This window comes from Streptomyces lydicus (assembly GCF_004125265.1).
Lineage (GTDB): Bacteria > Actinomycetota > Actinomycetes > Streptomycetales > Streptomycetaceae > Streptomyces > Streptomyces lydicus_C.
In genome coordinates, this window is sequence record NZ_RDTE01000003.1 from 1,391,576 (window position 1) to 1,404,245 (window position 12,670).

The window sequence follows — 12,670 nt, forward strand, 5'->3', positions numbered from 1 at the left end:
CCGGAATGCGGATCACCATCGACACCGACCGCTGTATCGGCGCCGGCCAGTGCGCCCTGACCGCGCCGGGAGTCTTCACCCAGGACGACGACGGTTTCAGCGCCCTGCTGCCCGGCCGTGAGGACGGCGCGGGCGACCCGCTGGTGCGCGAGGCCGCCCGTGCCTGCCCCGTACAGGCCATCTCGGTCACGGACGACTGAGCCACCGCCCCCGCGGACGGCCCGGCTGACGCGCGCGGCACCCGGCTGACACCTTGGGCACGATGCCGAACGAGGCCCCGTTCAGACGGTCGCCGGCCGCTCGAAGGTCAGCGTGCCGGCCGTCGCGTCCAGCTCCGCGGGGACGCCCAACGGCAGGGTCAGCGCACTGTCGCCGTGCCCGAAGCCGAACTCCTCGGCCACCGGCACCCCGAGCCCGCCCAGCCGGTCCGCCAGCACCTCCCGCACCCGGTCGTAGGGACCGCAGCCGGACCAGGACCCGAGCACGATCCCGGCGACACCGTCCAGCCAGCCGGCGCGCAGGAGTTGGGTGAGCGCCCGGTCGATGCGGTACGGCGGCTCCCCGATGTCCTCCAGCAGCAGGAGGCCGCCCGCCGCGCCGCGCCTGGCCCGCGGGGTGCCCACCTCGGTGGCGAGCATGGTCAGACAGCCGCCGAGGGTGATCCCGCTGGCCCGCCCGGGCACCAGGGGCCGGGCGGTCGGCGACACCACGGCCCGGACGGTCTCGGGTGCGAAGAGCGTGCGCCGCAGATGCTCGCGGGTGGCGTCGTCCTTGAGGAAGACCTCCCCCGCCGCGGCCGGCCCGTGCAGGGTGGACACCCCGGCGCGCACCGCGAACGCCTCGTGCAGCACCGTCACATCGCTGAAGCCGACCAGCGGTTTGGGGGCCGCGGCCCGGAGGGCGTCCCAGTCCAGCAGATCGACCATCCGCTGGGCGCCGTAGCCGCCCCGCGCCGCGAACACGGCCTTGACGGCGGGGTCGCACCACGCCTCCTGCAGGTCCCGGGCCCGCTCCTCGTCGGCCGCGGCCAGATAGCGCAGGGTCGGGTGGGTGTCCCTGGCGTGGGGTGCGACGACCGGGTCGAGGTCCCAGCCCCGCAGTACGTCCAGCCCGCGGTCCAGCCGCTCCGGTGCGAGGGGGCCGCTGGGTGCCACCACCGCCACCCGGTCGCCGGGCCGCAGCCGCGGTGCGCGCACCTGCTCCGCCGCGGTCATCCGCGCAGCTCCAGCACCGGAACGTCGCTGCGGGCGAGGCCGAAGGTCTGGGAATACAGGGAGAGTTCGGCCTCCACGGCGCGCACGATGGTGTCCGCCCGGCGGAAGCCGTGCCCCTCCCCGGCGAAGGCCAGATAGGCGTGCGGGGTACCGCGCCCGGCGACCGCGGCGAGGAACCGTTCGCACTGCACGGGCGGGCAGATCACATCGTCCAGGCCCTGGAGCAGCAGGAACGGCGCGGCGACACGGTCCGCGCGGTGCAGCGGTGAGCGGTCGCGGTAGCGGTCGGGTACCTCCGCGAGCGGACCGACCAGCGACTCCAGATACCGCGATTCGAAGTCATGGGTCTCATCGGTGGCCCAGCCGGCCAGGTCCAGGATCGGATAGCTGATGGTGCCGCAGGCGTAGAGGTCGGTGGCGGTCAGGGAGGCGGCCGCGGTCCAGCCGCCGGCGCTGCCGCCGCGGATGGCCAGCCGCGCACGGTCGGCGGTGCCCTCATCGGCGAGCGCCCGGGCGACGGCGGCGCAGTCCTCGACGTCGACCACGCCCCACTGGCCGCGCAACCGCTCGCGGTACTCCCGGCCGTAGCCCGTCGACCCGCCGTAGTTGACCTCGGCGATGCCGATGCCCCGGGAGGTGAAGTAGGCGATCTCCAGGTCGAGCACCATGGGGGCGTGGCCGGTGGGGCCGCCGTGTGCCCACACCACGAAGGGCGGCAACTCGCCGTCGGGCGCCCGGTGGTCGGGGTTGTGCGGCGGATAGATGTGGGCGTGGATGTCCCGTCCGTCGGGGCCGGTGAAGGTACGGCTGCGCGGCCGGGGGTAGTAGGCCGGGTCCAGGACGTCGGCGTGCCGGCAGGCGATCACCCGGGTGCGTCCGGTGCAGGTGTCCAGCTCGACGATCTCGTACGAGCTGTGCGGCCCTGCGGCGATGCCGACGACGCGGCTGCCCTGTACGGCGAGGGTGGGGGCCCACTCCGTCCACGGGCCTGCGGAGTCGACGAGTTCGCCGGTCACCGGGTCGAGGATGCCCAGGGCGGTGGAGCCGCGGCCGTGGATCACCGCGAGGGTGCCGTTCTGCAGGGGCAGGAACCAGCGCTGCCCGACGTTCCACAGCGGCCCGCCGAACTCCTCCTGGCGGGACGGGCACAGGGCCACCGCGCCATCGCCCTCCCCGGGCCCCGGCCCCTCCCCCACGCCGGGCTCCGCGCCCCCGCCGTCGGGGTCGATGCGCTGCAGTTCCCACCAGCCGCTGCGGTCGGAGACGAAGAGCAGCGAGCCGTCCGCCGCCCACTCGATCTGAGCGACCGACTCCCCGGCCGCGCCGCCGCCCGGCGCACCGGTGCCGAGGTCGCCGACGAGCGTCCGGACGTCCTCGAACTCGCCCTTGCCGGTGATCCGGGCCACCCTCACCAGCGTGCCCTCCCAGGGCATCAGGGGGTGGTCCCAGGCGATCCATGCGGCCCGCCGCCCGTCCGGGGAGATCCGCGGGCCGGTCACAAAGCGGTGCCGGTCATCGCTCAACTCCCTTACGCGGGAGCGGTTTTCGGCGGCGGAACCATCGAGCGGCACGGCCGCGATCACCCGGCGTACATCGGTCGGCCGGTCGCCCGTGAACTCCTCCAGGACGCACCACACCTCGCCGAGCTCCGGGCGCAGCACGGGATCGACCCAGCGCAGTCCCTCGCCGGTGCCGGAGAGCGGGGTGAGCGGGCGCGGGGCGTCGCCGCCGTCCGGTGTGCAGACGTACAGCCGCTGGTCGGCGAAGTTGCTGAAGACGACGAGCGGTCCGTGCTCGGTGACCGTGCCGGCCCAGGGCTGGCCGCCGTACTCCAGCACCCGGCTGCGGACGTTCCAGGGCGCGGGCAGCACCGACTCCTCGGTGCCGTCCGGCCGCCGGCGGACCAGCGCCCGCCGGCCGCCCTCCGCGGGCCGCGGCTCCGTCCACCACACCTCGTCGCCGACCACGCCGACGAAGGCCGGCCGGCCGTCGTGCGCGGCGACCGCCCGGGCATCTATCGGGGACGTCCAGCCGCCGTACGGAGCCGTGGTCACCATGTGCAGTTCCTCTCCTCCACCGGTCGGGCGTACTCCGGCCGGTCAGACCGTGCGCAAGAGGTGATCGAGCACCCGGACGCCGAAGTGCAGCCCCTCAACCGGCACCCGCTCGTCCACGCCGTGGAAGAGCGCCTGGTAGTCGAACCCCTCGGGCAGTTTGAGCGGCGAGAAACCATAGCCGGTGATGCCCAGCCGGGAGAACTGTTTGGCGTCCGTGCCGCCGGACATGCAGTACGGCACGACATGGCCGCCCGGGTCGAAGCGCTCGATCGCGGCCCGCATCGCGGCATACGCCGGGGAGTCGACCGGGGCTTGCAGGGCGACCTCGCGATGGTGGTAGTCCCAGCTCACCCCGGGTCCCGTGAGCTCGTCCAGGGCCGCTTGGAACTCCGCCTCTCCTCCGGGGAGCACCCGGCCGTCCACGTACGCGACGGCCGATCCGGGGATCACATTGACCTTGTAACCGGCCGCGAGCATCGTCGGATTGGCGCTGTTGCGGACGGTCGGCTCGACCAGCTTGGCGGCCGTGCCGAGCCGGCCGAGCAGGGCATCGACGTCGAAGTCCGGCGCATCGGTGTCCACTTCGACGGCGTACAGCTCGGCGAGCCTGCCGAGCGCGGCCCGCACGGTCGGGGTGAGCCGGACGGGCCACTCGTGCGCGCCGATCCGGGCCACGGCGGCGGCCAGCCGGCTGACGGCGTTGTCGCGGTTGACCTTCGAGCCGTGCCCCGCCCGGCCCAGGGCGGTCAGTTTCAGCCAGGCGGTGCCGCGCTCCCCCGCCGCGACCGGGTACAGCCGCATCCCGCGGTCGGCGTGGAAGGTGAAGGCCCCGGACTCGCTGATGCCTTCGGTGCAGCCCTCGAAGAGCCCGGCGTGCCGGTCGGCCAGGAAACCGGAGCCGTCCTCGGCACTGGCCTCCTCGTCGGCGGTGAAGGCCAGCACGATGTCGCGCCGCGGGCGCACTCCGCTGCGGGCCCACTCCCGTACGACGGAGAGCACCATCGCGTCCATGTTCTTCATGTCGATGGCGCCCCGGCCCCAGACCACGCCGTCGCGGACCTCCCCCGAGAAGGGGTGCACGCTCCAGTCGGCCGGCTCGGCGGGGACCACGTCCAGATGGCCGTGCACCAGCAGGGCGTCGGCCCCTGGGTCGGTGCCCTCGATGCGGGCGACGACATTCGTACGGCCCGTGCTGCGCTCCAGGAGTGTCGGCGTCAGCCCGGCCCCGGCCAGCCGCTCGGCGACGTACTCGGCGGCCGGCCGCTCCCGGCAGGCGCCGTCACCGGCGTTACTCGTATCGATCCGGATCAGCTCGGAGGTGAACCGCACCACCTCGTCGAGCGCCTGCTGACCGACGCCTCCGGCCTGCCCGGCCGCCGGCTCCCCGGCCTTCTCCCGCTCAGCCATATTGCTCCTCCACGGCGGACGACACGACGGTGGTCACGGCCTTGAAGCACCGGATCCCCTCGTACATGTCCCCACTGGTATACGCAACGCGGCGCTCTCCCGTTCGCTCCACGCCGGGAACGCAGGTCGCCGCGCCCACCAGATGCTCGGCGTCGAACTCCATCTCGACCCGGAACGGCCCGCGCCGGGACGGCTCGTGACGTACCGCCAGCGCCGCTCCCTTGCAGGCCGCGGCGCGGATCTCGGCCGCCGTACGGGCCGGCGGCCGGCACACCGCCGCATAGCGCGACACATAGTCCTTGACCGGCACGGCGGGTGCCTGCGGGGCGTAGCCCAGGGCGTCCTGACAGGTGCGGTCATCGCCGGTGACCAGCACCACCGGCACGCCGTACCCGGCGACCACAAGGGAGTTGAGATAGCCCTCGCTCGCGCGGGTGCCGTCGACCCAGACGCCGGTGAGGGTGTTGGCGAGGTAGGTGTGCGCGAGGACGCCTTCGGTGCCCGCCCCGGTGTGGTAGCCGACGAAGGCGATGCCGTCGACATCGCCGTGCTGCACGCCTTCGACCATGCTGAGCGATTTGTGCCGCCCGGTGAGCATCTGCGCCCGCTCGTCGAGCTGTTCCAGCAGCAGATTGCGCATGGTCCAGTGCGCCTCGTTGACCAGCACCTCATCGGCCCCGCCGTCGAAGAATCCGGCGATCGCCGCATTCACGTCGGACGTGAACATATGACGGCAGCGCTCCCATTGAGGGGTGCCGGGCAGTACATCGGCGGGCCAGGTCACGCCCGTGGCGCCCTCCATGTCCGCGGAGATGAGGATCTTCACATTCACCAGTCCTATCGCAGCTAGGAGGCGGTCCGCACGATTCCCGACATCACTCGTTCACATCGCGTTCGGAGGGCCCGAACGGCTCCCCCAGCCTAACCAGGGCCTCCGGGCTGACGCCCCGTCCAGGAGCTGCCGGTGCGGCTCCGTTGGCACGAGCATCACGTTTTCTTCGCTGCTGCACCACGATTCCTTCCAAGCGGAACCTGGGGGTACGCTCTTGTGGCACCGCATCTCAGGCAGTTTCTGTCGCAAAGCGGAAGGACTTCTGACGGATTCCGAAAGGGCATCCGAACGAGTTCTGTCAGCTGCCGACGGCACGTGCCGGGTGAGGTAGAACAGGCTGGACCAGCTTCGAACGCGATGAAACAGAGGCAGAATGGTGAGCGAAGCCCTCAACGACGCCTTACCGCAACGCGGCATCCGGGCCGACAGCGAAGACGACCAACTCGCGATCCTGACCGAACTGATCGCGCAAACACTTTGCGAACGCAATCCTGGCTTCCGGGAAGTCATCGAGCGCGGCGGTCACCAGCAGGTCACCCGCTTGATCGAGGAGGTACTACGACGCGGCCGGCCGCTGCCCGACAAGGTGCGCGCCGTCATGCTGCGCACCGACACCGACATCCATCTCGTGGCGTCCGCGCTGGGCGACTGTCTGGTCAGCGCGCCGAAGGAGGCACCGGGCCTGCTGATCCCCGCCCAGCTCGCCGACGGCAAGAGCGGCAGGGCGAGGCTGAAGGGCGTACTGCGGCATCGCGCCGCCGTGGTCGGCCATGCGGTTCCGGCGCACGAGGCCGCCGCGTCCGCACGCGCCGCATCCCGGCTGCTGGATCTGGCGTCCCCGCACGACGGCCCCGAGGCCGGCGTGATGTTCGTCGACGACCACCTCTCGTCCCTCCTGCTCCTCCAGGACGAATCACTGTCCCGCACCCTGATCGCCCGCCATCTGAGCCCGCTCGCGGGACTGACGCCGGAGCGGTGCGAGCGCCTGGAGGCCACCCTGCTGGCCTGGCTCGGCGGCATGGGGGCTCCCGAGGTGGCCAAGGCGCTCAGCATCCACCCGCAGACGGTGCGCTACCGGATGCGCCAGCTGGAGAAGCTGTTCGGGGCCGGCCTTCGCGACCCCCGGACCCGCTTCGAGATCGAGATGGCGCTCCGCAGCCGCCAGCTGATGTCCGGCGTACGACGGCGGCGCGCGGCCGCCACCCGCCGCCCACGCACCGCCGCCAAACCCCGCAGGGCCCTGCCCCGCCCCTAGAAACCACCCGCACCCACCGGAACCGGAATCCGGGACACCCCCAGTCCGGGACGCCCTCAGGAGGCACCCCACCCCACGAACCCACCCCCACCGAACCCACCGCCCGATTTGTCGAAAATCACACCACGCCGCGCAATCCAAATACGGACAATCTGTCCCATTTCCCCAAGGTGCCCAGACCCCCGCCCCGTATCGTCACTGTGACTCCTCCACCGGGACCCCGGCCGCACACGGCCGCAGCGGCCCGGAGCACCGTCGGTCACCCGAGGCCGGCCACCCGGTAGCGGGCCTCCGATACACAGCGGGACAGGACACCACCTTGATGCACGGATCACGCATAGCCACCCGGACGCGCCGTGGGCTGGCCGCGGCCGTGGCCGCCGGAGCACTGCTCACGGCACTCACCACGGCGACCTCGGCCTCGGCCAGCACCTCCAGCACGCCGGTGGGCGACTCCCGGGTCGTGTGCACCTCCAAGAAGCCGGGCCTGGCACCCGCCCTGTCCCAGGACATCGCCGACGCCCTCCACGATCGCAAGGGCGCCTCGGCGCTGGCGATCTACGACCGGCCGACCCGCACCCGCTGCGAGTTCAAGGCCGGCACCCACTTCGACTCGGCGAGTGTGGTGAAGGTCACCGTGCTCGGCGCCCTGCTGCGGCAGAGCCAGGAGGCGCACCGCAAACTGACCCCGCACGAGGTGAAGCGGACCACCGCCATGATCACCAAGTCGGACAACGACGCCACTTCGGCCCTCTGGCACCAGATCGGCCCGGCCGGCATCAAGCGCTTCCTGTCCCTGGCCGGGATGGGGCACACCGTCCCCGGCGCGGGCAAGGCCTGGGGCCTCACCCAGGTCACCGCCGCCGACCAGCTCGCCCTGATGCAGCTGCTGACCACGGACAACGCGGTGCTCACCGCGCCCTCCCGCGGCTATGCGCTCGACCTGATGCACCGGGTCGCCCCCGACCAGCGCTGGGGAGTGCCCGCCGGCGCCCCCGCCACGGCCTCCGTCCACGTCAAGAACGGCTGGCTGCCGCGCGACACCGGCGGCTGGCGGGTCAACAGCGTCGGCTCCTTCACCGGCGGCGGCCACGACTACGGCATGGCCGTCCTCTCCACCGGAAGCCGCACCATGGACTACGGCGTGGACACCGTCGAGGGCGCCGCCCGGGTCGTCCACCGCGATCTGGCGCACTGATCCGCGGCGCTGCCGAGTTCCGGTTCGGTGCTCCTGCATTCCCGTACGGTGCTGCCCAATCCCCGTACGACCCCGCCGGATTGACCGGTGCGCGCCCTGGTCAGCCGGCCGAAACACGGCCGACCGCCCGTACGGAAAGGGACCTCACGCCTCCCGGAGAAACGCCTCCACCCGCTCCGCGATCCGCTCCGGATACTCCCCGCTGATCGCGTGCGAGGCCTCGGGCCAGACCTCCACGGTGCCGGCGCGCAGCATACGGGCCCGGGACGCCGCCTTCTGCGGATCATGCGCGATGCTCTTTCCGGCGATCAGCGCGAGCACGGGGACCCGCAGGGCGCGCAGTTCGTCGTCGCCGGGCCTGGCCGGGGGCGGGAAGCTGACCTTGAAGTCCCGCATTCCGGAGGCGATCAGCCGGCCCTCGATGTGGTCGGCGGCGTTGTCGATACCGCCCGAGATCCAGCCCAGCAGCCGGTTGCGCAGCCCCGCCGGCATCCCCGGGAGCACACTGCCCAGCGAGACCACGATCATCTTCCAGCTCAGCGGTGCGAAGGTGCTCGCCGGATCCAGTGCGATCACCGACGCGATGCGCCCTGGACGGTGGAGGGCGACCTGTACCGCCAGCCAGCCCCCGATCGACACCCCGAGCACATGCGCCCGGGCCAGGCCGAGTTGACCGAGCGTCTCGTCGATCCAGGCCGCCTGGTCGGCACCGGATGTCATCGGCGCCGACTGCACACTGCAGCCCGGCTCGCCGAGCCCGTCGACCGCGTACACGGGGCGTCCGCTCTTCATCAGCCCCGGCAGGTTCGTCCGCCACAGCGGGGTGCACGACTGCCTGCCGGGCATCAGGACGAGCGGCACGCCCGCGCCCGTACCGAACCGGTACACCCGTACCGACCCGAACGCGGTGTCCACGGTGCGCTGTTCATCGGGCCGGGGCAGGGTGTCCATCGCCTCCCGGTACACCGCGGCGAACCGTTCGAACGCCGCCGCGTCCCGGAAGGCCCCGATGCGCCGCCGGGCCCACTCCGGCCCGATACGTGGCTCCGGGAAACTGATATCCGCCATGCGCACCATCCCATCACGGGGCCTCGCCGACCGCAGGGCGGTCGGCAACAACCGTGCCCTCAGGGCGGGTTCACCGGGAATCACCCCTGGAAGCCGGGCCGGAGCCTTGCCCTCCACGGCATACGGACGGCATCCCCCGAAGAGGGAGTGCCGCCCGCACACCATGCGCACCGTCCGCCGCGGGCGTCACGTCTGGCGTGGGCGTCACGTCTGGCGTGGGCGTCGCGTCTACCCGTGGGCATCGTGGGGGCGCCGGCCGACCCTCGCGTCCGCCGCGCAGCGCTCAGTCCTCGTGACCCAGCTGGAGGTCGCGCTCGGTGCGGCCGCCGCCCGCCATCCGCAGAACGGTGGCCACCGGCGGGTATCCGGCGGCGATGACGGTGTACTCGCCGGCCGACAGGTCCACGAAGCGGAACAGCCCGTCGGAGGCGGTGGTCGCGGTGTCGACGACATTGCCCGCGGCGTCCAGGAGGGTGACCCTGGCGTCCTCGACGGGACGGCCGCCGCCGGCCCGTACGGTCCCGCGCAGCACCGCCCCGCCGGCCAGCTCGATGTCCTGGCGGGTCTCCCGCGACGCCTGCACGGTCACCGGCAGTGCGGCGGGGCGGAACGCCGGGGCGCTGGAGGCGAGGGTGTACTCGCCGGCCACCAACTCGCCGATGACATAGCCCCCTTCGCGCCCGCTGCGGGTGGTGGCGACGACCTCGCCGCGGACATCGGTGAGGGTGACCATGGCCTCGCGTACGGGTGTGCCGTCGGCGGTGGTGACGGTGCCCGCGAGGCGTCCCGCGCCGCCGAGCACGACGTCCAGTTCGACCGGCCGCTCGCCGACGGTGACGGTGACGGCCTGCGGCTGGTGCCCGCCCGCGGCCGCGATCAGCACATACGAGCCGGCCCCCGGGGTGCTCAGGGCGTAGCGCCCGTCGTCGCCGGTGGCGCCGCGGCCGACCTGGCGGCCGGTGACATCGATGAGGGTGAGCGCGGCGCGCGGCACGATGCTGCCGTCGTGGTGCTGGACGGTGCCGCACACCGGGACGCCGACCGTGACGGGGGGTGCTCCGGCGCTGCCGTAGCCGTGCGTCCGGGGGTAAGCCGTCCTGCTGTCGGGGGTGTGGGGGGTGTTGGGGGTATTGGGGGCTGTCGCGTCGGCCGTGGAACGGGCCGGGGGCACGGCGGCGGGGTCGGCGGGATCGCCGTACGGGGCATGCGGGGCGTGCGGGGTCGGGGAGGTCTGCGGGGCAGGAGAGGCGTGGGACACCAGGGGTTTCTCTTTCAGGAAGAAGGCGAGCACAAGGCCCAGGAGGAGCATCGGCACGAGGTAGAAGAAGATCCCCGGCACGGCATGCGCATACGCGGCGACGGCGCTGTCGCGCAGCGAGGCGGGCAGGGCGCGCACCAGGTGCGGGGGGAACGGCTCCGAGGCGGACGGCCGCGCCGGCGCCGACGGCCGGTCGCCGAGTCCGCGGGCCAATCGGTCGGCCAGGAGGGCGCCGAAGAGGGCCGCTCCGACGCTGCCGCCGAGCTGCCGGAAGGAGTGGCCGGCCCCGGTCGCGGTACCGGGACCGGCGGCGCGTAGGGAGCTGCGCACCGCGAGCAGCAGCACCGGCAGCACGAGGCCGATGCCGACTCCGAGGAGGCCCATACCGAGGCTGCAGACCTCGCGCGGAGTGTGCTGCGGCATCCGCGACAGCAGCCACATCCCCGCCCCGGCCGGCGCGCAGCCGAGGACGGGCAACGCCCTGTGGTGGCCGGTGCGGCTGATGAGCCGGCCGGAGACGAGGGCGGCGAGGACGAGGCCGCCCGTCACGGGCAGCATCAGCAGCCCGGACTCGGTGGCCGTGGCCCCGCCGGCCCTCTCCAGGAAGGCCGGCAGGTAACCGGCGGCACCGAAGAGCGCGAGGCCGATGACGGCGCCGGTCAGGCCGGTGATGTGGAAGACCGAGTCGCGGAACAGCCGCAGCGGGATCAGCGGTGCGGCGACGACGTGCTCGACGGCGAGGAACAGCACGGCACAGCCGAGCGCACCGGCGCCGAGCCCGAGGACGACTCGCGAGTTCCAGGCGTACTGCGTACCGCCCCAACTGGCCAGCAGGGCCAGGCAGGTGGCGAACGCGGCGAGCAGCAGCGCTCCGGCGATGTCCGGCCGGGCGCGGCGCACCGGCCGCGGCAGCTTCAGGCCGAGGGCGAGGACGAGGAGCGACAGCACGCCGAACGGAACGTTGAGGTAGAAACACCAGCGCCAGGAGACGCGGTCGGCGCAGAGGCCGCCGATCAGCGGGCCGGCCGCGGAGGCGAGTCCGTAGGCGGCGCCGGTCAGGCCCAGGAAGCGGCCGCGGACCCGCGGCGGTACGACGTCGGCGATGACCGCCCGGACGCCGATGAGCAGCCCGCCGCCGCCCACTCCCTGGAGGGCCCGGAAGGCGACCAGTTCGTCCATCGTCCGCGACCAGCCGACCAGCGCCGAGCCGGCGGTGAAGACGAGGAGGGCGAAGAGGAAGACCGGCTTGCGGCCGAAGAGGTCACCGAGCTTGCCGTGGAGCGGCAGGCCGATGGCCGCGGCGAGGAGGTAGGACGTCACCACCCGGGGCATCGTGTCCGGGCCGTGCAGCTCGTCGGCGATCTCGGGGAGCGCGGTGATGGCGACGGTCTGGCCGAGGGCCGCGAGCAGCAGCGCCGGCATCAGGGCGAGGACGGCCAGGCGGCCGCGGCGGAGCCCGGCCGGTGCCGTCGCACCGGGAGCGGGCTCCTCGGGCCTGTCGAGCCTGTCGGTTTCGTCGATGCCGAGGGTGCTGTCATGCGCGGCCGGGGCCGTGGTCGTGCCGGAGACGGGCGGACCGCTCCGCTCGCCCCGCTCGCTCAGGGTGGTCCCGGCCACGCACTGCTCCCCTCGTCACGCCTGTTGCCGCCCAATTTCTCGCATTGGGCGACAACACCGATCCACCACGACGAAAGGGCGCGGGCAGGGCGGGAAGGGGCATCAAGTACGTTGCCCGGGGCGCCTATTGGGCTCCCATCAGGGCTTTCCGTACGGAAGCGTTCCGGCGGCCGGGACGCTTCCGCTCACCGGAAACCACCCGAACCGGTGAGAGTGACGGCATGCGCTCAGGGTGACGGGTGGGAAAGGCCGATCACTTCGTCACGTGGGCGGTGAGGTTGTCGAGGATGCTGTCGTAGATCCGGCCGAGCCCCTTGGGGGCGAAGGTGCGCTCGAAGAAGCCGCCGATACCGCCGGCGCCCTGCCAGGTGGTGGTGACGACGACCTTGGCGCGCTTCTCGCCGGCCGGGGTGACGACCCAGGTGGTCACCATCGAGGAGTTGCGGTCCTTCTCCACGAGCTGCCCGTCGGTCGGCTCGTCGACCTCCAGCAGGCAGTCGCGCACCCGCTTGCTCGTGGCCTGGAGCTTCCAGTGGACGAGGGTGCCCTTGCCGTCACCGCCCTCGCGGACCTCGTACTCGCTGAACTGCTCGGGCAGCAGCTGCCGGCGCGTGCCGGAGTAGTCGGCGAGCGCGTCGAACACGTCCTCCGGGTCCGCCGCGATCTCGCGCTGCGTGATGGCCTCGACCTGCCCCATATCTGTGTCCTCCAGTACTCGCCTGCCGGTCCTGCGGTGCGCCGCCAAGCCAACCACCCCACGGCGG

Annotated in this window: 10 protein-coding genes; 3 read left to right on the top strand and 7 right to left on the bottom strand. The window is 72.8% G+C overall.

The features are described from left to right. Nucleotides 1-5 precede the first annotated feature (5 nt). Nucleotides 6-200: a ferredoxin gene (locus D9V36_RS08590; RefSeq protein WP_088800950.1), complete on the top strand. Its 195-nt coding sequence runs from the start codon at nucleotides 6-8 to the stop codon at nucleotides 198-200. Between the two features lie 81 nt (nucleotides 201-281). Here D9V36_RS08590 and D9V36_RS08595 read toward each other — a convergent pair whose 3' ends face one another. From D9V36_RS08595 to D9V36_RS08610, 4 genes are read right to left on the bottom strand one after another with little or no spacing between them, the layout of a single operon-like run. Then, nucleotides 282-1,214, bottom strand: a complete 933-nt coding sequence (locus D9V36_RS08595; protein ID WP_129293231.1) for a S66 peptidase family protein — start codon at nucleotides 1,212-1,214, stop codon at nucleotides 282-284. Continuing rightward, nucleotides 1,211-3,271, bottom strand: coding sequence for a prolyl oligopeptidase family serine peptidase (locus D9V36_RS08600; RefSeq protein ID WP_129293232.1), 2,061 nt, complete (start codon nucleotides 3,269-3,271; stop codon nucleotides 1,211-1,213). The genes D9V36_RS08595 and D9V36_RS08600 overlap by 4 nt, the downstream gene beginning before the upstream one ends. Before the next feature lie 42 nt (nucleotides 3,272-3,313). Next, nucleotides 3,314-4,678 (bottom strand): M20/M25/M40 family metallo-hydrolase, encoded by a 1,365-nt coding sequence (locus D9V36_RS08605; RefSeq protein ID WP_129293233.1) that lies wholly within the window; start codon nucleotides 4,676-4,678, stop codon nucleotides 3,314-3,316. Continuing rightward, complete coding sequence (locus tag D9V36_RS08610) at nucleotides 4,671-5,504, bottom strand: M55 family metallopeptidase (protein ID WP_129298271.1); 834 nt, start codon at nucleotides 5,502-5,504, stop codon at nucleotides 4,671-4,673. The genes D9V36_RS08605 and D9V36_RS08610 overlap by 8 nt, the downstream gene beginning before the upstream one ends. A 379-nt stretch (nucleotides 5,505-5,883) precedes the next feature. Here D9V36_RS08610 and D9V36_RS08615 point away from each other — a divergent pair, with 379 nt between their 5' ends. Together D9V36_RS08615 and D9V36_RS08620 are read left to right on the top strand one after the other, a co-directional pair. Then, nucleotides 5,884-6,765 (top strand): helix-turn-helix domain-containing protein, encoded by an 882-nt coding sequence (locus D9V36_RS08615; protein ID WP_129293234.1) that lies wholly within the window; start codon nucleotides 5,884-5,886, stop codon nucleotides 6,763-6,765. Nucleotides 6,766-7,087: 322 nt separating this feature from the next. Beyond that, nucleotides 7,088-7,963 carry a serine hydrolase gene (locus tag D9V36_RS08620; RefSeq protein WP_129293235.1) on the top strand — a complete coding sequence of 292 codons (876 nt, stop codon included), beginning with the start codon at nucleotides 7,088-7,090 and terminating at the stop codon, nucleotides 7,961-7,963. A 144-nt stretch (nucleotides 7,964-8,107) separates the two neighbouring features. Here the strand turns inward: D9V36_RS08620 and D9V36_RS08625 are convergent, their stop codons facing one another. From D9V36_RS08625 to D9V36_RS08635, 3 genes are all read right to left on the bottom strand, one after another. Next, nucleotides 8,108-9,031, bottom strand: a complete 924-nt coding sequence (locus tag D9V36_RS08625) for an alpha/beta fold hydrolase (RefSeq protein WP_129293236.1) — start codon at nucleotides 9,029-9,031, stop codon at nucleotides 8,108-8,110. Nucleotides 9,032-9,314: 283 nt separating this feature from the next. Beyond that, nucleotides 9,315-11,906 (bottom strand): MFS transporter, encoded by a 2,592-nt coding sequence (locus D9V36_RS08630; protein WP_431357655.1) that lies wholly within the window; start codon nucleotides 11,904-11,906, stop codon nucleotides 9,315-9,317. Nucleotides 11,907-12,159: 253 nt separating this feature from the next. Further along, nucleotides 12,160-12,603, bottom strand: coding sequence for an SRPBCC family protein (locus D9V36_RS08635; protein ID WP_129293237.1), 444 nt, complete (start codon nucleotides 12,601-12,603; stop codon nucleotides 12,160-12,162). Between the last annotated feature and the right edge of the window lie 67 nt (nucleotides 12,604-12,670).